The 26,961-nt window shown below is 33.3% G+C and carries 13 protein-coding genes and 1 pseudogene; 4 read left to right on the top strand and 10 right to left on the bottom strand.

Going from position 1 to position 26,961, the window contains the following annotated elements; translation table 11 throughout:
- The 10 genes and pseudogenes from AMD28_RS11875 to panC all read right to left on the bottom strand — a co-directional run bounded on the left by AMD28_RS11875 (position 1) and on the right by panC (position 19,502).
- Positions 1 to 621, bottom strand: coding sequence for a lipoprotein signal peptidase (locus AMD28_RS11875; protein ID WP_055444315.1), 621 nt, complete (start codon positions 619 to 621; stop codon positions 1 to 3).
- A gap of 122 nt (positions 622 to 743) precedes the next feature.
- A complete protein-coding gene (locus tag AMD28_RS11870; RefSeq protein ID WP_152975590.1) occupies positions 744 to 1,364 on the bottom strand; it encodes a DUF4097 family beta strand repeat-containing protein in 621 nt (206 codons plus the stop codon).
- Positions 1,365 to 1,514: 150 nt separating this feature from the next.
- Positions 1,515 to 1,895 carry a TraR/DksA family transcriptional regulator gene (locus AMD28_RS11865; protein ID WP_055444313.1) on the bottom strand — a complete coding sequence of 127 codons (381 nt, stop codon included), beginning with the start codon at positions 1,893 to 1,895 and terminating at the stop codon, positions 1,515 to 1,517.
- A 4-nt stretch (positions 1,896 to 1,899) separates the two neighbouring features.
- Positions 1,900 to 5,306 (bottom strand): annotated as a pseudogene (gene ileS, locus AMD28_RS11860) (isoleucine--tRNA ligase).
- A 117-nt stretch (positions 5,307 to 5,423) separates the two neighbouring features.
- Entirely contained in the window at positions 5,424 to 8,354 is a 2,931-nt protein-coding gene (locus tag AMD28_RS11855) for a PQQ-dependent sugar dehydrogenase (RefSeq protein WP_083478293.1), read from the bottom strand.
- A gap of 20 nt (positions 8,355 to 8,374) precedes the next feature.
- Positions 8,375 to 14,887 (bottom strand): GEVED domain-containing protein, encoded by a 6,513-nt coding sequence (locus AMD28_RS11850; protein ID WP_055444311.1) that lies wholly within the window; start codon positions 14,885 to 14,887, stop codon positions 8,375 to 8,377.
- 511 nt (positions 14,888 to 15,398) lie between these two features.
- Positions 15,399 to 16,757, bottom strand: coding sequence for a DNA repair protein RadA (radA, locus tag AMD28_RS11845; protein WP_055444310.1), 1,359 nt, complete (start codon positions 16,755 to 16,757; stop codon positions 15,399 to 15,401).
- A gap of 92 nt (positions 16,758 to 16,849) precedes the next feature.
- Complete coding sequence (locus AMD28_RS11840) at positions 16,850 to 17,998, bottom strand: alpha/beta hydrolase (protein ID WP_055444309.1); 1,149 nt, start codon at positions 17,996 to 17,998, stop codon at positions 16,850 to 16,852.
- A 128-nt stretch (positions 17,999 to 18,126) separates the two neighbouring features.
- The gene (gene panD, locus AMD28_RS11835) at positions 18,127 to 18,477 is read right to left on the bottom strand and encodes an aspartate 1-decarboxylase (protein ID WP_055444308.1); all 351 of its coding nucleotides are present in this window, start codon (positions 18,475 to 18,477) and stop codon (positions 18,127 to 18,129) included.
- 176 nt (positions 18,478 to 18,653) lie between these two features.
- Positions 18,654 to 19,502, bottom strand: a complete 849-nt coding sequence (panC, locus tag AMD28_RS11830) for a pantoate--beta-alanine ligase (RefSeq protein WP_055444307.1) — start codon at positions 19,500 to 19,502, stop codon at positions 18,654 to 18,656.
- Between the two features lie 195 nt (positions 19,503 to 19,697).
- Here panC and AMD28_RS11825 point away from each other — a divergent pair, with 195 nt between their 5' ends.
- The 4 genes from AMD28_RS11825 to AMD28_RS11810 all read left to right on the top strand — a co-directional run bounded on the left by AMD28_RS11825 (position 19,698) and on the right by AMD28_RS11810 (position 26,957).
- Positions 19,698 to 20,507 (top strand): glycogen/starch synthase, encoded by an 810-nt coding sequence (locus AMD28_RS11825; RefSeq protein ID WP_055444306.1) that lies wholly within the window; start codon positions 19,698 to 19,700, stop codon positions 20,505 to 20,507.
- Between the two features lie 15 nt (positions 20,508 to 20,522).
- Entirely contained in the window at positions 20,523 to 22,124 is a 1,602-nt protein-coding gene (locus AMD28_RS11820; RefSeq protein WP_055444305.1) for a BamH family beta-barrel-assembly machinery protein, read from the top strand.
- A 6-nt stretch (positions 22,125 to 22,130) separates the two neighbouring features.
- Positions 22,131 to 23,978 carry a glutamine--fructose-6-phosphate transaminase (isomerizing) gene (gene glmS / locus AMD28_RS11815; protein ID WP_055444304.1) on the top strand — a complete coding sequence of 616 codons (1,848 nt, stop codon included), beginning with the start codon at positions 22,131 to 22,133 and terminating at the stop codon, positions 23,976 to 23,978.
- A gap of 174 nt (positions 23,979 to 24,152) precedes the next feature.
- Complete coding sequence (locus AMD28_RS11810; protein ID WP_055444303.1) at positions 24,153 to 26,957, top strand: TonB-dependent receptor; 2,805 nt, start codon at positions 24,153 to 24,155, stop codon at positions 26,955 to 26,957.
- Positions 26,958 to 26,961 lie beyond the last annotated feature (4 nt).

Here is a 26,961-nt window from a genome sequence, read left to right as displayed (position 1 = left end):
TTACTCTTTGTGAAATGCTTTTTTATTAAACACAATAAGCATTATAAATCCTGTACTTATTGCCATATCTGCAACATTAAAAACAGGTTCGAAAAAAGTAAAATATTTACCACCATAAAACGGAAGCCACTCTGGCAAGTAGCCTTTCCATAAAGGAAAATAAAGCATATCTACCACCTTACCTTCTAGTATATGTCCGTTAACACCACTTTCTGGCAAAAAGGAAGCCACTTGATGGTAACTATCACTAAACAAAACACCATAGAAAGTAGAGTCTATAATATTACCTAAAGCACCTGCAAAAATTAAAGTAATTGCAAGAATAAGTACATTTGGGTTTTGTTTTTTAATTGCGGTAACTAGCCAATAACCAATACCAACAATAGCAACTATTCTAAAAAGGGTTAAAGATATTTTGGCTGTTCGATCACTAATAAAAGTAACAAAATCGCTAATCTTAGTTCCCCAAGCCATGCCATCATTTTCTATAAAGTAGATTTTAAACCAATCGAAAACTTCCACACTTTCGCCTAAAAGGAAATTTGTTTTTATATATACTTTGCTAATTTGATCTATTAGTAAAATAAGGATGATAAGTAATATTGATTTTTTAAGATTCATTTAGTTTGAAAATAAGACCTTTCGACTAGCTTTGCTAGCTACCTACAAACAAAATATATTTTGTTCTTGGCTATGCTCAAGGTGACATTCAGTTAATAGCAATGATTGCAAAAATAGGAATATTATTGACTTTTAGATACTGTAACGTTTCCGTTTATGGTTTTAATTATTATTTCATGACTCCCAGAATCTATTTCTTCTTGTTTAATATCTCCATTTTTAGAAGTAGCACTAATATTCGCTTTGTTGGTTTGTACAGCAATATTTCCATCTCTTGTGTATATTTTTGCATCCCCATAAAACGCATTAAAAAAACAATTACCACTATCGGAATTCACGCTTACACTTTTATAATTTCCGTTTACAATTAAATCACTTTCATATAAATTAATACCCATACTTAAATACTCTGGTATCACTAGATTAATTTCAACAGAGATTACCTTGTGCGCACTTAACTTATCGTTTGCATCTACAAATAAAGGTTGCTGTTTTATGGCTATATATAAATTGCTGTTTTTCGTTTCGGTGACTAAAACGATGTTTTCGTTATTTTCTCCTTCTACTCGAGAATGTACTGTAATTTCATGCACCGGTTTTGCATCCACAGTAATTTTAAATACATTTTTACCATTAATACTAATGGTTGAAATATCCCCTTCTGAAAATGTTTTTTCGTGAATGTTTTGCGCATGCAACATATAGGTAAAACAAAAGAGAAATATGTAAATACTGTGTTTCATTGCATTAAGATGCTTCACTTAGACTACGCTCGGTGCAGGTTAGTCTGGAAGGATAAAAGGTGATATAAATAAAAACGCCTCAAAGAAATTGAAGCGTTTTAGTATAGTTAAAAATCTCTTTATAATGAGATTCCTGCCTTTGTAGGAATGTTACTGCATGTTTTTAGCTTCAATACTTAAAGTAGCATGAGGTACTAATTTTAAACGTTCTTTAGCAATCAGTTTTTTGGTAACACGACACACACCATAAGTTTTATTTTCAATTCTGATAAGCGCATTTTTTAAATCGCGAATAAATTTCTCTTGTCTAATAGCAAGTTGTGAGTTAGACTCTTTACTCATAACAGCACTACCTTCATCAAAAGCTTTAAAAGTTGGTGAGGTATCTTCTGTACCATTACCAAGATCATTCATATACGCGCTTTTAATAAGCTCTAAATCGTGTTTTGATTTTTCAATTTTCTCTTGAATTAACGTTTTAAATTCTGCTAAATCGCTATCGTTATATCTTACACTTATGTCTCCTGCCATAATTTTAATGTTTTGTAATAAATAATTTGGTGTTTATAGCATCAAATGCAATTTCTATTCCATTATCTATTTGTTCTACAATCTCTAAGGTTTCGGTTAAGGTTTCCGCTTTAATATACGCGATATTAGTTTCTACAGCCTTAACAATTTGGTCGTCTTTTTGAATCTTCACATCTATTCGATCTGTAACTTCAAACCCAGAATCTTTACGTAAGTTTTGAATGCGATTAACGAGTTCTCTGGCAATTCCTTCTTTACGTAATTCTTCGGTTATAGTAACATCTAAAGCAACGGTTAAGTTTCCTTCATTTGCTACAAGCCAACCTTCAATATCTTGCGATGTTATTTCCACATCACTGAGTTCTAAAGTAATACTTTTTTCGTTTACTTCAACATCTAAAACACCGTTTTGCTCGATTTTTTTTATGTCTTCTGCTGTAAACTTCTGAATTTCTCCAGCAATCGCTTTCATATCCTTACCAAAACGAGGTCCTAAGGTTTTAAAATTAGGCTTTATTTGCTTCACTAATATATCGGAAGCATCCTCTAAAAGCTCAATGTCTTTAATGTTTACTTCATGTTTTATTAAATCGGCAACGGCTAAAATCTCTTCCTTTTGTTCCGCAGAATCTACAGGAATCATAATTTTTTGCAATGGCTGACGTACTTTAATTTTTTCTTTAGCTCTTAACGATAACACTAACGATGATATAGTTTGCGCTGCTTCCATTTTACGCTCTAAAGATGTATCTATAAAAGAGGCATCACTTACTGGAAACTCTGCCAAATGTACACTTTCAAACGTTTCTGTTTGTGTTGTTTTTGTTAAGTCTAGGTAAAGTTTATCCATGAAAAATGGTGCAATTGGCGCGCCAAGTTTCGCTATGGTTAACATACAGGTATATAAAGTTTGGTAAGCCGAAATTTTATCGGTTTGGTAATCGCCTTTCCAGAAACGTCTTCTGCTTAAACGCACATACCAGTTACTTAAATATTCTTGTGTAAATTCTGAAATTGCTCTTGCAGCCTTTGTTGGTTCGTAAGCGGCATAGAAATCGTCTACTTTCTGAATTAAGGTATTTAATTCGGAAAGAATCCAACGATCAATTTCTGGTCTTTCGTTTAACGGAATATCTGCTTCCGCATAACTAAACTTATCAATATTTGTATATAAGGTAAAGAAAGAATAAGTGTTATATAGTGTTCCGAAGAATTTACGTTTCACCTCTTCAATCCCATCGACATCAAACTTTAAATTATCCCAAGGATTTGCATTTGCAATCATGTACCAACGCGTAGCATCTGCGCCGTAAGTAGACAATGTTTCAAAAGGATCTGTTGCGTTTCCTAAACGCTTCGACATTTTTTGTCCGTTTTTATCTAAAACCAATCCGTTAGAAACTACGTTTTTATACGCTACAGAATCGAAAACCATTGTTGCAATAGCATGCAAGGTATAGAACCAACCACGTGTTTGATCTACTCCTTCTGCAATAAAATCTGCTGGAAAGGATTCGTTATTATCAATTTTCTCTTTATTTTCAAAAGGGTAATGCCATTGTGCATACGGCATAGAACCAGAATCAAACCAAACATCTATTAAATCGCTTTCACGTTTCATTGGTTGTCCGCTTGGGGAAACTAATACAATTTCGTCTACAATATTTTTATGTAAATCTATTTTAGCGTAGTTTTCTTCGGAGTTGTTTCCAACTTCAAAATCTTCGTAAATAGCTGCCTGCATAACACCAGCGGTAACGGCTTTTGCCATTTCTGCTTTTAATTCACCAACAGAACCAACGCATATTTCTTCCTTACCATCTTCTGTTCTCCAGATTGGTAATGGAATTCCCCAATAACGAGAACGCGATAAATTCCAATCGTTTGCATTTGCAATCCAGTTTCCAAAACGACCTTCTCCAGTCGATTTTGGTTTCCAGTTAATGGTTGTATTTAACTCATGCATTCTACCTTTTACATCGGTGATTTTAATAAACCAAGAATCTAATGGGTAATATAGAATTGGTTTATCTGTACGCCAGCAATGTGGATAGCTATGCTTATATTTTTCAACTTTAAAAGCTCTATTTTCTTCTTTTAATTTAATCGCTAACTCCACATCGATAGAACGTTCTGGAGCTTCACCATCGTTATAATATTCGTTTTTCACATACTTGCCAGCATACTCACCCATTTCTGGACGGAAACGACCTTGTAAATCTACAAGTGGTACTAAGTTGTCATTTTCATCTTTTACTAATAACGGTGGAATTTCTGGTGTTGCTTGCTTAGCAACTAATGCATCATCTGCTCCAAAAGTTGGTGCTGTATGTACGATTCCTGTACCATCTTCGGTCGTAACAAAATCTCCAGCAATAATTCTAAAAGCATCTTGCGGATTATCGTTTGGTAAGGCATACGGTAATAATTGTTCGTATTTAATTCCGACTAAATCTTTCCCTATAAATTCTTTTACTACGTAATATGGTATTTTTTTATCTCCAGATTTATAGTCTAATAATTCTGGTTTTGTTTGTACCTGTACATTGTTTTTTCCTGCAAACTGCTTATTTACTAAAGCTTTTGCTAACACTACATTTATTGGCTCAAAAGTATATTGATTATACGTTTCTACTAAAACATAATCTATTTTCGGACCAACGGTTAATGCGGTATTACTTGGTAATGTCCATGGTGTTGTAGTCCAAGCCATGAAATAAATATCCCCTTCGTTTTGTAAAAAATCTGGCAATGTTTCTTCTAATGCTTTAAACTGCGCAACAATGGTTGTGTCTGTTACATCTTGATATGCACCAGGTTGATTTACCTCATGCGAGCTAAGTCCGGTTCCTGCTTTTGGCGAATACGGCTGAATGGTATAGCCTTTATACATCAAGTTCTTAGAATAAATCTCTTTAAGCAACCACCAAACCGTTTCCATGTATTTCGGTTCGTACGTAATATATGGATCGTCCATATTTACCCAATACCCCATTTTATTGGTAAGGTCATGCCAAATATCGGTATAACGCATTACGGCTTTACGACATGCTGCGTTGTAATCTTCGACAGAAATAGTTTTACCAATATCTTCTTTCGTAATCCCTAATTCTTTTTCTACACCAAGTTCTATTGGTAAACCATGTGTATCCCAACCAGCTTTACGCTTTACTTGATACCCTTTCATGGTTTTGTAACGCGGAAAAATATCTTTAATAGAACGAGCTAATACGTGGTGTACACCAGGTATCCGTTTGCCGAAGGAGGTCCTTCAAAAAACACATAAGGTTCTGCACCTTCTCTAGTGGTTACACTTTTTTCGAAGATGTTATTTTCTTGCCAATAGCTTAAGATTTCGTCTGCAACTTTTGGTAAGTTAAGTCCTTTATATTCAGGAAATGTCGTGCTCATTATATCGTTTACTTTTAAGAGTTGCGAAATTAATGAATTTCAGTGAATTTGTTAAGTTTATAAAAAAGAAAAGCCTCTGAAATTTCAGAGGCTTTTCTTTTTCGTATTTTAAAGTACTTAAATTTTTATAAGTTTCTTAGATATTAAAGTTTTACTTCCTTCTGTAATTCTCATAAAATAAACACCATTACTTAATTCTCCTAAAGCATTAAAACGGATTTCACTTTGTGAATTAGTTACTGTTTTACGACGAATAATTCTACCTTGTAAATCGAATAATGTTACCGTTAATTCTTGATAATTAAAAGCGGAAGGCAATTTAACAACTACATTATCTTTTACTGGATTTGGATATACCGAAATCGCTGCCAAGCTATTATCTGGAGTAGACAAGGTACTATTAATAATGTATACGGTATAATCTTCTACTTCACCATCGGAAGCGTTATTAATCATATTTCCACAAGATTCATGACCATTATCACCAGAAGGAATCCAGTATTGTCTAGATGCAATACGCATTCTAGTATTTCCTGGTAATGCACTAATAGGAACTGTTATTGTTTCGTTATTAGGGCTACTACCATATAAATTATTAGATGCATGCTCCCAAACTTTTTCGTTGGTATCTTCAAAATCTCCATCTTGATTAAAATCTATCCATACAACAATTCCTATTGCATTGGTATAACTTGTAGATACTGATAGAGAATAACCATAGCCAGCTTCTAAACTTACAGGTGAAATGGATGTAAAATCAGTATAATCTTCATTTGCACTAGAAGAATTACTAATAAATGTTCCCATTTCTCCGTTGATTTGCACATTATTTATTTGTCCGTTATCATTTCCTCTTGCATCACAATAGGTAACTGCAACAGTAGTAAAAAACACGGTATTACTATAAGCAGATTGTGAAGTACCACAATCACTACTAATCTCTAACTCATAATCTGTTGCCAAATTTAAACCAGTAATTGTTGTTGCATTAATAGCAGAAGTGATAGTAGTCCATGTACCAGACACCTCACGATATCTAACATTAAATGTAACATCATCTATATTGTCCCAAGAGACATCTGCAGAAGTAGATCCTGGATTTACTGAGATATTTGTTGGTACCGTTAATGCATTAACGCTAACATTTTGAGTTGCAGTATCCGTATTTGTACCATCATTAAACATCCATATAATTGTTCCACTTTGTCCAGCAGTATAGGTAGTATTATCAGTTGTGGTTGCTGTAATTTCTGCACAAGCATTATTAATTAAAGTTGGAGCTTGCACAGTAATTTCACAATTACTTATTACATCTTCTAATATTGGAGCAGTAAAAGGGCTTGGGTTAGCATTAGGCTGCACTGTAACGGTAGAAGAACATTTACTTTCATTACCATCAGCATCGGTAACCGTTAACCAAACTGTTTGTATACTATCTGTATGTGAACAGTTAAAAGTATCTAAGTTTATAACTAAGCTATCGGTAGTTGCTGCACCAGCTGCACCAAAAGTTGAAGCATTATCTATATCTGCAGGAGTAATTGTTGCATTTCCATCTGCGTCTAAAGTAACTGTTATGTCTTGACAGTTTGCAACAGGAGGATTAGTAACTAATGCCCCAACATATTCCATTTTAACGATAGTTCCACCATTTTCAATAGAAACACCTGTTCCTGAAGATGGACCAGAAGTACCTCCGCTATTATCTGTAACCGCATAAATGGTTAACCCATCTGGAGAAATTGCAACGTCTCTATATCTATCATTAGAAGAATGAAATTCTTCATAACCGTCAATAGAACCTGGATCATCATCTCCTACAATATCATTTCCATCTGAAGTTAATTTCGCTCTATAAATAGTTCCCTTTTTTAAAGTTGGCACTAATAGAGATCTTCCCCAGCCTGGAATATTCCCAGCCTCATGGATATCAATACTGGAAGGTGCTACACTTGGCCATGTGAACCAACCTCCAGGAGGATCTGTTGATACGGTACCTCCATAGGTTCCTATTGGCGGCTGAAAATTTGCAGGTACGTCTCCTGCTGTTGGATACGATTCATATTCTGTTGCAGTATCTGCTCCTGACGGACAGTTATGATCACTAAAATCTCCTGCATTACAAGCATTTCCTAAAGAAGACCAGTTGCAATAGCTATATGCCATATTATCATAATATCCAGCTATTTCTGGCCAACCATAATTTTTTCCACTTTCAACTACATTTATTTCATCATCCACTTTTGCTCCATGTTCTGAATTATATAACGTACCATCTTGAGCAAAAATAATTCCTTGCGCATTTCTATGTCCGTAACTATATACATGACTTTGTACGCCATTTAAAACTGGGTTATCGGAAGGAATGGAACCATCTAAACTAATTCGTAATGTTTTACCTGGATAATTATCATAATCTGTTGGAGATGTTGGTAAGACTTGTGCTAAGTTAGGATTACAAGAATAATCAAATTGATTTGCTCCTTGATCCCCAATAGTATAGTATATTTTTAAATCTGGCCCAATAATAAGTCTTCCAGAGTTATGATCTCCACTACCTGGTAACCCTTCTAAAATAGATCCATTTGCATTTAAACTAGTATCTTCAGTCAAGGTTCCAGTACTGTTATCATAAACCAATCTTGCGATTCTTAATTTTAAACCATTATCTGCATACGTATATGCTACATATACATAATTATTTGTAGTGGTAGCAGGGTTGGTGAATAATGCAGGATGAATAGCCATTCCCATTAAACCTCCTTGTTTAGAGTATTCTACCTTAGTACTCAAATCTATCATGGTAGTTATTGTACCACCAGAAGTACCAATTCTAACAATTTTTTCACCTACACGTTCTGTTAACCATAAGTTTCCATCAGGCGCATAGGTTATTTCCCAAGGAAAGTTAAAAGCTAAATCTGCTGTTAAATTTGTTGTTGTCCAATCGGAACCACTAGTTACCGAAGAAGTCAGTGGAATCATTGGTCCTTGCGCATACATAACGCAAGTAAATAACATCATTAAAAAGGGTAAAGTTCTTTTCATTAAAAATATAGATTAGGGGGTTATTGTATTATAATTTTTTTAGTTATAGATGAATTACTCTTTGTATTTAAAGTAACTAAATACACGCCAGTACTTGTATTTTTAAGTGGGATTCCATTTTCTAATTCCGAAGCTTTAACACCTTCTTTAGCATAGACATTTTGACCTAACATATTATGCACAACTAAAGATTTAATATCTTCATTAAGTTGTTTAACGTACAGTAAATTTTGATTGGAATTAAAATAAAGCACTACATTATTATTTACAGTTACCTCATCGACACTCAAACTTTGATTTGAAAATACGATTTCGAAACGTTCATTAAAGACTCCTTCATCTGCTAAAAAGGTATACCCTTCATCTTGACGTAAATCATAGTATATATCATTTAAGTTATCTCTTAAATAGATTTCTTGACCTTCCTCTATATTTTCTATTTCTGAAATTTTGATATTATAACTGTTATTTCCCGATGTTTTTAATGCTAGAGGCACCACTTTATCTGGTGTTATTTCTCCGTACGATTGTATAGACATATATTCACCATCTAATAACAGGCTTAAATCATCATGATTATCATCAGTATTTTTTGCTTCGTATCCATAATCATAATCGTCTGAGGTTATATCACTAAAACCTAATAATAATTCTCTTCGCGTTTCTTGACCATCTAGCGCATTAAACTCTAATCTTATTTTACGCATAGTGGATGTAGATGAAACACCTTCTGTTGTTCTAAAAAACACAGAACCATTAGATGAAGATCCATCGGCATCTGCTTCTTTTATAAAAACACGTTGGCTATTATTAAAAACTACAGATCCGCTATTCTTTATTTCTGCCATAAAACCTTGTGCTACTGCCAAATATCTTGAAGGGGTTTTGGTTCCGTCTTGCGAACCATTATTTTCACCTTCGCCTCCTACAAATTGATATGCGCGTACAGAACCTGTTTTATTTACTTGTGCATAACCACCTTCATATTCTGTGGTTACATGAGAAGTACCTGCCCATTGTTGCCATAGTTGAATACTTCCTTCTAGGACAGCAGCATTATCATCTATAAATTTATAAACGTCTATAGCGGATGCATAAGGATTACCAAAAAGATATTCCGTTTTTGACACTCCTGGTACGGATCCTGAACCTCCAACATCGGAAACACTTACTTTTATGGTTCCATTATTAGGTTTACCTTCAAAAACATACTCCTGTGCAACCCCAACTCCTTTATGAATATAACCTATTCCTGAATTTATGTTTGTATTTGTTGTTAATGTTGCATAATCATAATAAGTTACACCATTTTCATACGTATACATCCAACGAGAACTTAACTTTCCGGTTTGGTGATTAGAACTAGTGAATTCTATAGCGTCTCCTGCATCATCCTTTAGCATGTTGATTTTAAAAGGCGTATTGTTTTCATTATTAGAAGTACTATTATTATTCGTCAAGGTTGTCGCTTCTGTATTTCCGACAGGAGAACCCCAATAGTTATACCAGTAATAACTAGATGCACCTTCTTGACGTCTTAATATTTTTCCTGTTTCAGAGGTTACTAAATCACTATTTTCTGTTTGAACAAGTTGTGAGTCTTTCAGTAAATCAATAGTACCATCAAGTTCTATATACCATGAATTATTAATATAATTATCGTCATTAACCGTAAACCTTTTCGTGTCTTGCACTAATAACCCTAAATTTGTGTGTGATGCTACTGTAGTGATATCATTATTTATTTCAACAATACTCCAATCTTTATTATTTGCTACAACATCTATATCCCAAACGTTACCATGCTCCCAATTTTCTTGAGCGGTCCATAAACCATCTTGAATTGTTTTGTATGGTAGTGGTGCTGTTTGAAAGTAAATTTTCTTGATATTATATAACTTAGCGCCATTCACTTGATCTATTGTTGGCGTAACTTTATCATCTGTAATATCATCTTTAAAGCTATCCATTTTATAATAACGAACTAAATTTGCTCCTATAGTATTTTCAGAAATATCTTTTGGAATTATTTTTCCTTGGTTAAAATTTTCTGTTTCCTCTAACTCCTGATATACAGTTCTTTGAATTTCTGTTTCCGTAAGACTGCTATTAAAGACTCTTACTTCATCTATTTCTCCATGGAAATAATTTAAATCTGTATCTGCTAGTCTTCCTATTGTAAAATTGGAAGTATCTTCATTAACTTCTCCAGAACCTAAAGGCGCTCCTTGTGCTTCACCATTAACATAAAGTACAGTTTCTCCTCTATTAGTTGTTGCTGCTACATGTGTCCAAATAGCATCTACAACTAAATCTATAGATGTTAAAACAGCACTACCATTTAGCATTACTGTTACCGAATTATCCGAATCATTAACTACGAGGTAAAAGTACTTTTGACCTGCAACAATTCTATTGGTGTTTAGTGTATTATCTCCCTCTGATTTGATCCAAGCCATGATTGTTGCGTTTCCGTTGGAAATAACATTATCATCTTCTACGTAATCATTTCTTCCATCAAAGAAAAGACTATAGGATTTATCTAAATCTCTAGGAGAACCAAAGTTATTATCATCTGTATCAAAAACATCTAATAATCCATCTGCATCCGCATCTGCATCACCATCAATAACTCCATCATAATTTGCATCTAATGCTGCGTATATGGTTTCACTAATATCTGTTCCATTAGAAGCATCATTACTAGCGTCATTACTATCTGTATCTAAATAGTCTGGGATACCATCTCCATCGGTATCTATAGGTGCATCATAACTAAAGGTACCATGATCGGTATCAAAACCTCCATCGGTATCATCATCATTATCATCAATAGAAGGTAAAATACCATCACCATCTTGGTCGTCATCAGTAGCATTAACTAAAGTATCTTGGTAATCGGAACCGTTTCCTACCCCATCTCCATTTATATCTATATCACCAAATCCATTATATTCTACGTTGTCAAAAACACCATCATTATCACTATCTAAATCGATATGATTAGGTACGCCATCCCCATCTGAATCTAAAGCAGTTAAACCTTCATAAGCATCATGCATTCCGTTTCCATTAGCATCTACCCAAACGTTGGTAGCGTCATTATAAACAGTTGCATCAAAATTATCATCAACATATCCCAACTCTACGACGTTAGGAATTCCATCATTGTCATTATCTAAATCAATAACATCTGCAACACCATCGCCATCTAAATCACAAAGTGTTTGTTTTACAAAAATATCGTCAATTGCTAAATCATTTCCTTGTCCTCCTAATTGAGAGTTTGTTAATACTACCGTGAATTGCGAAACTGTACTAATAAAACTTGCGGAAACCTCTACCCAATCTCCAGCTGGACTTGTTGCTGGTATTAATCCAGATGTTTCAGAAGCAATTACATTACCAACATTATCATAAATAGTTATGGTAACTTCGGGCTTATTTCTACTACTTACACCTGGAGCATTTGTACGATCTAAATTTATAGCATAAAACCCAAATTGTATTGGTACTCCTGTTGTTACTCCTATTATATCTTGACTATAAAAAATACCTGGATCTTCTGCTGCATTAAAAATAGCCATTCTACCATTTACATCTCCTGCGGTATGATCTCCACCTGTATACCAGTAATCTTCTGCCCAATCTGAAATATCTACATTAATATCGCCTGTAACACCATCTCCATTAGTAATAGTATGATGTACAGTATAATCTCCATCATTTACACTTGTTGGGTTATAGGTTGCAGGGCAAGAACCTGTCCCATCTTCGTAACAATAGGTAGTTGTTGCTCCTGCGTAATTACCATTAATTTGAATTCTATTGGTTCCTGCTCCAAAGGTTTCGTTTAAAAAAACAAGGTCTGTGGTTGTCGCATTCGGATAACTAGCACAAGTTATAGATTCATACGTATCTGTTAAGCCGTCATTATCATCATCAATATCAATATTATCAGGCACACCATCACCATCTGTATCTGGAAAAGTTTGTGCCCCCTCTCCTTCTACCACAAAAGTAAAAGGATTTTCATCTGGGTCATTAGATAAAATAGAAACCAAACCAGTAAATGTATTTACGCTATCTGGATCAAAAGCAATTGAAAATGTTGTTTCTTCTCCTGGCGATAATGTTGTTAATACTGGCTGTGTATCTACAGAAAAAGCAGCACCAGTTACACTTACATATGGTGATTGTAAAATTAAATCTGCTATACCTGTATTTTCTAGAACAAAAGTTCTAATTACTGCTCCAGAATTAATATCATAAATACCATAATGGGTATAATTATCTGTACTTGTTGTTGTAGTACCAGACACAATATTTATGTTATTTCCAGACACATCCAGATCTTGTGAAGTGGCATCATTTTTAATATTTACCACATAATCTTCAAACTCTTCATAATGACCAGATGTTGTACCACAAGGGTTATCGGAAAAATGATATCTTCGAGTCCCAACACGCATAAGGACATTACCTAAAACTGCTGTTGCAGGAATCGTTATTGTAGCTGGGTTAAAAGTGTTATTGACATTAGATAAAGAATTATCTTCTCCATTACTATCCCAAACCATTTCACCTATTTCAATATCTCCATCGCCATTTAAATCTATATATATTGCCCAACCAGACCTGTTTTCAGAAGCCATAGTATTAGAAACAGACAATTCCATTGCGTACGATTGACCTCTAAATAAGTCTGCACTTTGTGTCGCTGTATAATCACCATAACCACCATCATTACCAGAAGTATTATTTATGGTTGTTGTTTCTCCTGGCAAATACACATTCGTTATATAGTGTGTACCATTAGAATTGCTAGTTGGTACACAAGCCGTATTATTTATTTGTGTGGTGAAATTATATGTTGTTGAGTAAGCCGATTCTGAAAAACCACAAGTACTTGCTACTTGTACATCATATTCTGTTAATTCTTCTAATCCTGTTAAATTTATAGTATGGTTTGAAACGGCAACCGTAGTCCAGATTAATGATCCAGATTCCCTATAACGAAAAGAATATGTTTCATCTCCTAAAAAATCATCCCATGAAATTGTAGCAGTAGTTTGAGTAATTGCAGATGACATTATATTAGTAGGAGATACTAATGATTCTATATTTACTTGTTGGGTAGCGGAAGCAGTATGTCCAGCTCCATCATCATATAACCATGTAATTGTACCGCTACTTGTAAATGTTCTAGAATCTGAACTGGTAGGCGTTATTGTAGTAGCACAACCATAAGATAAATCTGCAGGTGTTGGAACCGTATAACTGCAATATGCATTAATATCTGCAAATGTTGGTGGTACTAATGCACCAGAATAATCCTGTACTGTAACTGTTGCTATACAAGTATCTGTTTGTCCTTCTGCATCTGTTACGGTTAAAACTACTGTATTATTACCTATATCAGAACAATCAAAAGTATCTATATCTAAAGTATAATTTGTAACTGCAATATCATCACTAGAGCCATTATCCACATCTATTGGATTTATAGTTGCGTTACCATCACTATCTAATTCTATCGTAATATTTTGACAAACAGCTTCCGGTGGTGCAGAGGCAGGTGTAATATTCATGATATAATCTTCATATTCTCCTGAGGCATAAGCAGCTCTGCAAGGTCCAAAATTAGCTCTAACATCACTTATTAAAGCTATTCGCATTCTAGTTTTTCCAGTATATGATCCAGCAGGAACATTGATACTAATAGGAACTACCACATTACCTGTTCCTGCAATGCCAAACTCAAATTCTTCGCCTGCATCATCTAACTGACCATTATGATTAAAGTCTACCCAAACAAATACTCTTTCATTTGCATTATTACTACTAATATTAACGGTAACATCTCCTGTAACTGTAGAACCTGAAGTTATAGATGCTTCTAGTGCAGTATAATTTTGGTATGCTCCACCAGTCCCTGTACTGCTGTTATTAATTGCTCCTATAGCAACATTAGTTATATAGTAAGTATTCCAGTTCCCAATTTGATCTGGAACACAATAAGTAGGTTCTGAAACTCCAGAGCCACCAGTAATATTTAAGGTATAATCCTCAACATCTCCTCTGTAGGTATTGGTAAAACTACAACCATCTGCAGATAATACCGAAGCATTACCATTACCACAACTGGAACAATACGCTGCTTGAATTCTTAATTTTGCAGTACCTGTAATTGCTGCTGCATCTACAACAAAACTACCTGTTACTTGATGCGTATTATTGTTATTTTGCCCAAAATTATTACTAAAAACCTGAGTATAATTACCATCATTATCATAGTCAATCCAAATTCTAATTTTAACATCTCCCCAAGTATTACCTCCCTTATAATTATTAATTGAAAAATTATAGGTACTACCTGCTGTTACATCTGTAGACTGACTAGTATAATCTGTATAACGGCTATTGTAATTAGTATTATTGATTCCTGTAGCGGAGTTATCCCCATCTATAGTAACGTTAGAAATATAATGACCGTTCCAATTAACAAGATCACTACCTCCAAGATTATTCATGTTATAACTACACTGAGCAGAAGACACTTTAAAAACAAACAAAAACAGTATACTTAGCAATATTTTACTAAACATATTAAGGGTAGCGTATTTTTTCATCGTTAATTTACAATTTGGGTTTCATCTAATCTAAGCCTCTATAAACAATAGAAAAACCTGTATAGATGCAACAAAATTACTTTATATCCACATTAAAGAAACTCTTTATCGGTGAAAAACGAAAAGGTGTCGACGAGTGGTAACGTTAATAGGTTAAATAGCTTCAATTTTTTAAGAGAAATTTTAAATTAAAAAACGCACATATACTTCATTTAAAGTTTATGTGAGAATTGCTTTACTAATCTGTTACTCAATAACTAACTATATATATTAGTGATGTTTGTTGCGGCATACTTTCTAAACTCACTTCGTGTATATATATAATAAATTAAAGACACTCTTATTTCCCATTACCTTTTCTGTACGTAACTTTTAAATGGCAAATAGGATGTAAAAAGTTTAAAGAAGAATACTATAGGATAAATGCTACCAATTCCTCAACCGTAGATATTAATTGAACTTTTATGGTTAGATTTTTAAGTGCTATTTTATTGTATTTAGAAACAAATATGGTAGAAAACCCTAATTTTTCGGCTTCTAAAATACGCTGTTCCACTCGCTGTACAGGTCTAATTTCTCCAGACAAGCCAACCTCTGCTGCAAAGCAATAATCTTTTGGTAATGCTTCATCTTCATTAGAAGATAAAATTGCCGCTACAACAGCCAAATCTATTGCTGGATCATCAACAGATATTCCTCCTGTTATATTTAAAAACACATCTTTTGCTCCAAGGCGAAAACCAGCTCGTTTTTCTAAAACGGCTAAAAGCATATTCAATCTTTTCGCATTAAATCCGGTGGCACTTCGTTGTGGCGTACCATAAACTGCGGTACTAACTAACGCCTGTACTTCTATCATAAGCGGTCTTAATCCTTCAATTGTAGAAGCAACGGCATTACCCGACAAATCTTCATCTTTTTTAGAAATTAATATTTCACTCGGATTAGAAACTTCTTTTAAGCCAGAACCTTGCATTTCATAAATACCAATTTCATTAGTAGAACCAAAACGGTTTTTATTGGCTCTAAGAATTCTGAAAAGATGATTCCTATCTCCTTCAAATTGCAATACAGTATCTACCATATGCTCTAATATTTTAGGCCCTGCAATGTTTCCATCTTTTGTAATATGACCAATTAATAATACTGGAGTTGCTGTTTCTTTTGCAAATTTAATGAGTTCTGTAGTACATTCTTTAATTTGAGAAATACTTCCACTAGACGATTCTATGTAATCACTATGTAGGGTTTGAATAGAATCTATAACCACAATATCGGGCTCTAGTGCTTCAATTTGCTTAAAGATATTTTGTGTTTTTGTTTCGGTAAGAATAAAGCAGGTATCATTATTAGCATGTATACGTTCTGCTCGCATTTTTATTTGTTTTTGGCTTTCTTCACCAGAAACATATAAAGTTTTATATGGTAGTTTTAATGCTATTTGAAGCAATAACGTACTTTTACCTATTCCTGGTTCTCCTCCTAAAAGGATTAAGGAACCGGGTACAATACCACCACCAAGTACGCGATTAAATTCTTCATCTTGCGTATCTAATCTTGCATCTTCTGAAGCATCTATGGCATTAATGGTTAACGGCTTTGAAACGCGTTTTTTTGTCGAAGTTGGTGTTTTCCAGTCGCTTTTTTCTGGTTTTTGAATCACCTCTTCTACTATCGTGTTCCACTCTTTACAAGAAGTACATTGTCCTTGCCATTTTGCGTATTGTGATCCACAGTTCTGACAAAAAAAAGTTGTTTTTACTTTAGCCATGCTTACTTTCCGTGCAAACGGAAATTTTTTTAATTACTGATACAATTATTCTTGTGTAAAACCTTCAAAACTCCTGAAAGACAACATGCTATTTAATAGCCAAAATCTGCTTTAATCTCGTCTGATTTCTCCAACATTAAATCCTTAGTTAGGCCAGCTATTTCTTCTAACATGAATGCAGACTGATAGGTTTTCATCGCTTTTTTAGGTTCATTGGTTTCTTCGTAAAAACGTGCTAAATAATAGTTCCCTAACATGGTTTCCGGATATTGCTTACGTGCTAATTTCCCTAATTCTTCGTAGTAAATATATTGTTCGCTTTTATTTATTGCTGCAGATATCGCTTTAAAATCATTTACCAATATTTGTTTTTTTATTCCGAATAAATCTTCAATAGTTTGGTATTTATCTAACAAATAAGTTACTGGAGACCCCTCTAATTTAAGAATAGTTTCTTTGTATTCTTTTTTACTGATCGGTTGAAAAACCAAGAAAATACTCTCTAGTGCTTTTGGTATAGCATGTGCTGGTAATGCATAATGAGAAGGCCCTTCAAAAGTATTAAAATTATAAAGGACATTTTTATTATCTAATGCTTTAATATTTGTGTTTAAGGCTTCCGTTTTTGCTTTTATAGATTTCACATCATTAGTAGATGTTGCTAAATAATAAAAGAGTTTTGTTTCAAAACCTTTTAATCTTTCCGGAATATAGGTAGGCATATCTGGTGCTAAATCTGGACTTATACTAATATACGCTTGGAACAAAGGCAATGGTTTCAACATAAAATAGTTAATAAAATTTGCTGTTTCGCCATGACCAATAGCAACTTTAAAATTTTCTGTTCTGTATGTTTTTTCTAAATGCGGAACGAGTTCCATACCTACAAATTCAAAAAATGCTGCTCCAGAGTCGATTGGTAAAGAGCTTTGTTCTGAATAATTAGTATCATCTCTTCGCTTATCTAATTGATTAACACCAACAACTATTGCTTCTGGCATGTCTTCCCAATAGGAATAATAATCGACGTTTCCTGCTACTATTTCAAACATATAATCCCCATCAAAAACTACAATTAACGGATAGCTCTTATTGGTGTTTTCATCATAACCTCTTGGTAATTGAATTTTTATTTCGCGCGTATCATTCAATTTTTGCGAATCGAAAGTTTCGTATTGTACTTGAGCGTTAGAAAATTGAAATGTAAAAAGTAAAACTATCGCGTAGATTAATGCCTTCATTTTTTTAAGTATTTGAGAATTGAAAATGCAAGTTACAAATTATTTTTTTCTGTTTTTAAAATAGAAAAGCCAATAAAAAAACCCTCAATACATTGAGAGTTCATCTATAATACTATTATTTTATTGCTTTATTTTAAAAGATTGGTTGCCTCATCTGGAAAAACCAAAGAAGGCTTAAATGTTTTTGCTTTTTTAAGTTTCATAAAAGCATAGGTAATTAAAATAAGCACATCTCCAGGAGACACTAACCTAGCAGCAGCACCGTTTAATGTGATTTCACCAGAATTTCTTGGCCCTGGAATGGCATATGTTTCTAAACGAGCGCCATTGTTATTATTTACAATTTGCACTTTTTCTCCTTGAATAATGTTGGCTGCATCCATTAAATCTTCATCAATAGTGATACTACCAATATAATTAAGGTCTGCGCCGGTAACTTTTACTCGGTGAATTTTAGATTTTACTACTTGTATTTGCATGTGGCAAAGATAATTAATTAAGTGAAGTGATTTAAACTTTTTCTTTTTGCTGCAAATTTATCTTATTTTAATTTGACTTTGACTTTTTTTCAACCTTAACTAATGCTATGCTTTCTAAAAAAGGTTTCATCGAATTAAAAAATCTATAATTTTCGCTACTCAACAAAAAATTCAAATTACTTCAGTGCGATATTGTCTATTAATCTAATGTCATCTGCATAGACAGCAATAAACGCTCTATAGTTTTTTGTTTTTGATTTTCTTTTTACTGTTTTTAATGTCTTTACGTCTGCTATAATAAAGTACTCTAACTTTAATAACTCATGTTTAGCAAACTCATTGTAAACCCATTCTGTAACTTTATTAGCACTTTTTGTGCCAAACTTATCTTTGGCAGTTTGTAATGTTTTATAAATAAAAGGAGCTGCAGTTTGATACGCTGGTTTTAGCCTTGTATTTCTAGAACTCATAGCCAAACCATTAGATTCTCTATGTATTTTACATCCTGTTATCTTCACAGGAATATGGTATTTCTCTACTAGTTTTTTAATAATTGCTAATTGCTGAAAATCTTTTTCTCCAAAATACGCATTATCTGGTGTTATAATTTCGAATAAACGTTTTACAATGGTACCAACGCCATCAAAATGTCCGTCTCTAAATCTACCTTCCATTTCGTGCTCTAGACCATCAAAACTAAAATGCTGGGCTATTACATTGTTTTCATAAATAGCATCTACAGAAGGCGCATATATAATAATATCTTTGGATACCGTTTTTAATAAATCTGCATCTTTCTCTAATGTTCGTGGGTATTTTTTTAAATCTTCGGCATTATCAAATTGTGTCGGATTAACAAAAACACTAACCACCGCAACATCATTATTCGCTAGCGCTTGTGCCACTAAAGACAAATGACCTTGGTGCAAGGCTCCCATAGTTGGCACAAAACCAATAGTTTGGTTTTTAAGCTTTAATTGGGTAATAAACTTTTGAATTTGTTTTATTTCTGAAAAGATATTCATATTTAATAAAAAATTAACGTGTGCAAACTTAATATTTTACTGACAAACTGCATAAAATTTTGTACTTTTGCGTGTTTTTTATTTTGAAATTTTTCAAAAAAACAAGTATATATAACCGCATATTGACGTTTTTAGAATCAATTAAAAGTCAATTCTGGGTTATATATTGTATAAAAAAACATTAAAAACAGCTATATGAAAGATAAGAGGATATTGTATGTATCATCTGAGGTCGTACCTTATTTACCAGAAACCGAAATTTCTTCAATGTCATTTGAAACACCTCGAATGGTAAACCAACAAGGTGGTCAGATTAGAATATTCATGCCTAGATATGGAAACATTAATGAAAGAAGACATCAATTACACGAAGTAATTAGACTTTCTGGAATTAATTTAGTGATTAATGATTTAGATATGCCACTTATTATAAAAGTTGCATCGATACCAAAAGAGCGTATTCAGGTTTATTTTATAGATAATGATGAATATTTTAAGCGTAAAGCGACTTTAACAGACGAAGACGGTAAATTATTCCCAGATAATGATGAACGCGCAATTTTCTTTGCAAAAGGTGTTATAGAAACGGTGAAAAAATTAAACTGGTCTCCAGATATTATTCATGTTCATGGCTGGCTAGCTGCTTTATTACCTTTATATTTAAAAGAGTATTATAAAAACGAACCACTATTTAATGAAAGTAAAATAGTTACGTCTATATACAATCAAACCTTTGAAGGATCGTTAAATAAAGACATGTCTAACAAAGTAAAATTTGATAACATTGAAGGTGACGCGATAGAAACGCTTAAAAAACCAACTTTTACAAACTTAATGAAAGTTGCTATTGACTATTCTGACGCTTTAATAGTTGCATCTGAAGAATTACCAAAAGACATTGAAACACATTTAGCAGCATCTAAAAAACCCGTATTAGAGTACAAAAATAAAGATGAATTTAGTGAAGCTTACACCAATTTTTACAACACAGAAGTTTTAAGCTAACTGCATCAAATTACTATGAAAAAGACAATTAAAGCAATTAAAACAATTAGCCTACTTTCGTTAATGACATTAACATTTGTAGCTTGTGACAAAGATTTTTCTACCCTAGAAAGTGATATTCAAGGATATCAAAATTTTAGCACAAAAGACGCCACTTTTACGGTTACAACATATAATAAAAAGATAGAAGCTGTTCAAACTAATGGTCTTTCTTCTAATTTACTAGGTGTTTATAATGATGATGTATACGGCTTAACCACTGCAAGTGTTGTAACACAAGCGACACTTTCATCTTATGCTCCAGAATTTGGTGACTCACCAGAACTTGTTTCTGTAATATTATCTATTCCTTACTTTGCAACACTTGAGGATACAACAGATGGAGAATCTACCTATTCTATGACGGCACAAGATTCTTTATTTGGGGATTCTCCAATAAAACTATCTATTTATAAAAACGGTTATTTTTTAAGAGATATTGACCCAGAAAATCTAGAGGAATCTCAAAAATACTATTCCAACGCAAATACAACTATAAACTTTGACAATCACACAGATGCTACTTTATTTGAGGCAATAGAAAGCCCTTATTTTACTCCAAGTAATGCGGAGTTAACGGTAACGACTATTGAAGATGGCGAAGAAGAGGAAGTAAAATTATCTCCAAGGTTTAGAGAAGAACTAAATATGCCTGCTAATTTCTGGGAAGATTTGTTTTTCAACAAAGAAGGTATGTCTGAATTAAGTAATGAAAATAATTTCAAAAATTACTTTAGAGGTCTTTATTTTAAAGCAGAAGCTGTCGATAATAAAGGTAGTTTGCTCCTGCTTGATTTTAGCAATGCAATGATTGAACTTAATTACACCAACCTTACTGGTGAAACGGATGAAGATGGTACCGCTCTTAGAGAAGATCAAACACTTCAAATAAACCTAAATGGAAACCGAGTTAATATATTTGAAAACAACATTACCAACACAGATGTAATCAATGCTTACAACAACCCTGATGAAATTAATGGTGATGATAAATTATATATAAAAGGGGGAGAAGGATCTATGGCTATTATAGATTTATTTGGTAATGAAGACACAGACAACAATGAATTACCAGATGATTATGAGATTTTTATAGACACGTATAAAGACCAACGCCTTATTAACGAAGCGAACTTAGTTTTTTATGTAGATGAAACTGCTGGTTTAAACAAAGATCAAGAGCCAAATAGAGTAATAATTTACGATATAAAGAACAACGTTCCCGTTATAGATTATTATATTGACAATCCAAACACTATAGATCCTGAGTATTCTGCCGAGTATCATTCCTCGATTTTAGAAAGAGATAGCGATGGTTTTGGTGTGAAATATAAAATCAGACTGACAGAATATTTAAATAATATTCTTTTAAGAGATTCTTTAAATCTTAAACTTGGACTAATGGTTTCCACTAACGTTAATGAGGTTTTACCATATAGCATTCTTGATAGTGAAGATAAAGTATCATCAGGAACAGTAATGTCACCAAGAGGAACGGTTTTACATGGTAGTAAAGCAAATGTCCCAGATGAAAAAAGAGTAAAACTAGAAATTTTTTATACAGAACCAGAAAACTAATAATTTATGTGTGGTATAGTAGGTTACATAGGTCATAGAGAAGCATACCCAATCATTCTTGAAGGACTAAAACGTCTGGAATACAGAGGATATGACAGTGCAGGAATTGCCCTTTTTGATGGTGAAAACCTAAAGATATCTAAAACCAAAGGTAAAGTTGCCGATTTACAAAAAAAATTAGAAAACGAAATTTCTACTAATGGTAACTTAGGAATAGGTCATACACGTTGGGCAACCCACGGTGTACCTAACGATGTAAACTCACACCCACACGCTTCAAACTCTGGAGATCTAGTAATTATCCATAATGGTATTATAGAAAATTATGCAGCTCTTAAAACAGAATTAACCAAAAGAGGTTACACCTTTAAATCTGACACAGATACTGAAGTTTTAATAAATCTTATTGAAGACGTAAAACTTAAAGAAAACGTAAAACTTGGTAAAGCGGTACAAATCGCACTAAACCAAGTAGTAGGAGCTTATGCAATTGCCGTTATTGACAAAAACAAACCAGACGAAATAGTTATCGCTCGTCTAGGAAGCCCATTAGCTATTGGAGTTGGTAAAGACGAATTTTTTATTGCTAGTGATGCTACTCCTTTTCTAGAATACACAAAAAGTGCCATCTATTTAGAAGATGAAGAAATGGCAATTATTAGATTAAATAAAGAGGTTAAAATCAGAAAAATCAAAGATGATTCTGTTGTAGCACCTTATGTTCAAGAGCTTCAAATGAATTTAGAGCAAATTGAAAAAGGAGGCTATGAACACTTTATGCTTAAAGAAATTCATGAACAACCTGATGCAATAAGAGATACCTACAGAGGACGTCTTTTAGCAAAAAAAGGGATTATTAAAATGTCTGGAGTAGATGACAATCTAGACAAGTTTCTTCAAGCAGACAAAATAACTATCGTTGCTTGTGGTACTTCATGGCACGCCGGACTAGTAGCCGAATATATTTTTGAAGATTTAGCAAGAATACCTGTTGAAGTAGAATATGCTTCAGAATTTAGATATAGAAACCCCGTAATTTCAAATAAAGACATCGTTATTGCTATTTCGCAATCTGGTGAAACAGCAGATACTTTAGCAGCAATTAAGCTTGCCAAACAAAATGGTGCATTTGTATTTGGTGTTTGTAATGTTGTTGGATCTTCCATAGCTAGAGAGACGCACGCAGGTGCTTATACGCATGCAGGACCAGAAATTGGTGTAGCATCTACAAAAGCATTTACAACTCAAATCACAGTATTAACACTAATTGCTTTAAAATTAGCCAAAGCAAAAGGAAAAATATCAAATCCGGATTACCACTATCACTTACAAGAATTAGAATTAATTCCTGAAAAAGTAGAAAGAGCATTACAATCAGAATCACATATTCAAGCCGTTGCAAAAATATATAAAGATGCAAAAAACTGTCTTTACTTAGGAAGAGGTTATAACTTCCCGGTAGCTTTAGAAGGTGCATTAAAATTAAAAGAAATTTCATACATACACGCTGAAGGATACCCTGCAGCAGAAATGAAGCATGGTCCAATAGCTTTAATCGATGAACAAATGCCAGTTTTTGTTATAGCAACAAAAAAAGGACACTACGAAAAAGTTGTAAGTAATATTGAAGAAATAAAATCAAGAGCAGGAAAAATAATTGGTATAGTAACAGAAGGAGATACCAATGTTAAAAACCTAGCCGATCATGTTATTGAGGTTCCAGAAACCTTAGAATCTTTAACTCCTTTACTTACCACCATACCACTACAATTATTGTCTTACCACATTGCAGTAATGCTAAATAGAAATGTAGACCAACCAAGAAATTTAGCAAAATCTGTAACAGTAGAATAGCAATAGCGTTTTTACAGAAACCTTATTATTGCTGTCATTTTTTAAGAAATTCTCAAATTTTAGCCCCTAAAATTAAAAGAATAGTACTATGCGTGCATAATTTTTAAAAAAACTTCTTAAAATTATCATAATATTTAATTATATTGGCTCAAATAATTTAACTAAAACTAAAAAATGAGAACAATTCTTTCAATTCTATTGTTGCTTTTTTGTGGATTAACTTTTGCACAAACAACAATAACAGGAACAGTGGTTGACGATAGCAACTTACCAATTCCTAGTGCAAACATTATTGTTGTAGGTGCCTCCGTTGGTACTGTTACCGATTTTGATGGTAACTTCACATTAACAGTAAATCAAAACCCTCCATTTACTATACAAGCAAGTAGCATTGGTTTTGAGCCTTCTTCACAAGAAGTAACGGCAAACAACCAAACCTTTAACTTTATTTTAGCAGAAGGAACTTCTTTAGATGAAGTGGTAATCTCAGCTTCTAGAACTCCAGAACGTGTTTTTGAGTCTCCAGTAACTGTAGAGCGTTTTGGTTTAAAAGAAATTAAAAATACAGCATCAGCTGATTTTTATGGTGGTTTAGAAAACTTAAAAGGTGTAGATGTAAACACAAACAGTTTAACATTTAAATCTGTAAATACAAGAGGTTTTGCAACATTTGCAAATACAAGATTCATGCAACTAGTAGACGGAATGGACAATTCTACTCCAGCTTTAAATTTTCCTATTGGAAACTTAGTTGGTATGATTGAAACAGATGTTCAAAGTGTCGAATTATTACCAGGAGCTTCCTCTGCATTATATGGTGCAAATGCTTTTAATGGTATTCTTTTTATGCGAAGTAAAAGTCCTTTCGATCACCATGGTATTAGTGGTTTCATCAAACAAGGTATCACTTCTCAAAAAGCTTCAGGAGATAATGCTTATACCGATTTAGGTGTACGTATAGCTCACAAATTTAGCGAAAAATTTGCTGCAAAAATAAATTTTGGTTTCCTAAAAGGAACAGATTGGGCAGCGAATAGTATTGACGACACAGACATGGTAGGTGGAACTCGTACTAGTAACATTAACTATAATGGTTTAAATGTTTATGGAGATGAAGTTTCAACAAACATAAGATCTGCTTCAGGTTTTGGTTTTATTCCAGATGTTGAAGTTAGTAGAACAGGTTATAATGAAGCAGATTTAACAGATTATAATGCGGAAAGTATTAAATCTGATTGGGGATTATACTATCGCCCAATTACAGATAGTAATTTTGAAGTTTCTTATGTTGGTAAAGTAGGAACAGGTTCTACTATTTATCAAGGAACAAATAGATATAACATCGATAACTTCTTCCAACAACAACATAAATTAGAATTAAAAAATGACAATTATTTCTTAAGAGGATATGTTGTCGCTGATAAAGCAGGAGATTCTTATGACATGGTGTTTACAGGAATTCAAATTAACAGAGCTTGGAAGAGTGATGCAGATTGGTTTGGAGATTACATAGGAACTATTGCTGGTATCGAGTTAACAGGTAACCCTCAAGGTTTAACAGAAGCACAAAAACACGCTTTAGCTAGAGATGTTGCTGATGAAGTAATTGATACGAATGGAAATGATGGTATTGAACGTTTTGAGCCAGGTTCTCCAGAGTTTAAAGCAGCATTTAATAGAAGTATAAATGACCCAGATTTAACTACGGGATCTAAATTTCAAGATGCATCTAAATATTACCATGCAGATGGTAATTATAACTTTAGTCACTTAGTTGACTTTGCAGATATTCAAGTTGGTGGTTCTTATAGAAAATACAATTTAAATTCTGGTGGTACTATTTATACTGATGGTAATAGCGAAATAGATTATTCAGAATTTGGTGTATATACACAAATTCAGAAAAATTTCGAACTTAATGATGACATGGAATTAAAAGTAACAGGTTCTGCTCGTTATGATAAATCAGAATTTTTTGACGGTTTTATTTCTCCAAGATTATCTTTAGGTTTAACACTAAACCAAAATCATAATATTAGAGGGTCTATCCAAACAGGATTTAGAAACCCAACAACACAAGATTTATTTATTGGTTTAGATTCAGGTCGTGCTATTTTAATAGGTTCTGCTCCAGACAATTTAGACAGATATTCTAGAAATTATAATATTAGTACAGTAGGACAAAACCAATACGGACAATCTGCTACTATTACACAAACAGGTGCTGCAGCGTATAACAATTCGTATACACAAAGTGCAGTTGAAGCTCTTGCAGCAACAAACAACCCTGCAGTTTTATTAACAGCAGATGCTATTGCTAACCCAGAGATTGTTAAACCAGAGAAAGTAACTTCTATGGAAATTGGGTATAGAGGAAAATTCAATAAGTTAATTGTAGATTTTAGTACGTATTATAATAAGTATCAAGATTTCATTTCTCAAGAAGTTGTAGTTGCTCCTTTATATGGAGATGTAGGAACTCCTTTATCTGTAGCAGCAATTGCTAATGGGGATTACCAAGCATATAGTGCGTATACAAATTCTAGTGTAGATGTAAATTCTTATGGTGCTTCTTTAGGTCTTTCTACTAAAGTATTTGGTAGTTTCGATTTAAGCGGAAGTTATACCTTCACAAAACAAGATTATGACGAAAGTGCTAATCCTGATTTCGAAACAAACTTTAATACTCCAGAGCATAAGTTTAAAGCTTCTTTTGGTAATACTAATTTATTTGAAAACTTTGGATTTAATCTTTCATATAGATTTAGTGATGATTATTATTGGGAAGCAACGTTTGGAGATGGTGTAGTACCAGAATTTCATACGGTAGATGCACAAATTAATTATAGAGTACCAAAATTAAAGTCTACATTTAAAGCAGGTGGAACAAACCTTGGAGGTAAAGAATACTTTACTGCTTATGGTACTGGTCATATTGGTTCTATGTACTACATAGGATGGACAATTAATAACTTATAAAATA

The sequence above is a fragment of the Lacinutrix himadriensis genome (assembly GCF_001418105.1).
Lineage (GTDB): Bacteria > Bacteroidota > Bacteroidia > Flavobacteriales > Flavobacteriaceae > Oceanihabitans > Oceanihabitans himadriense.
Note: the sequence above shows the minus strand (reverse complement) of the source record. Positions and strands in the feature narration are given on the sequence as shown.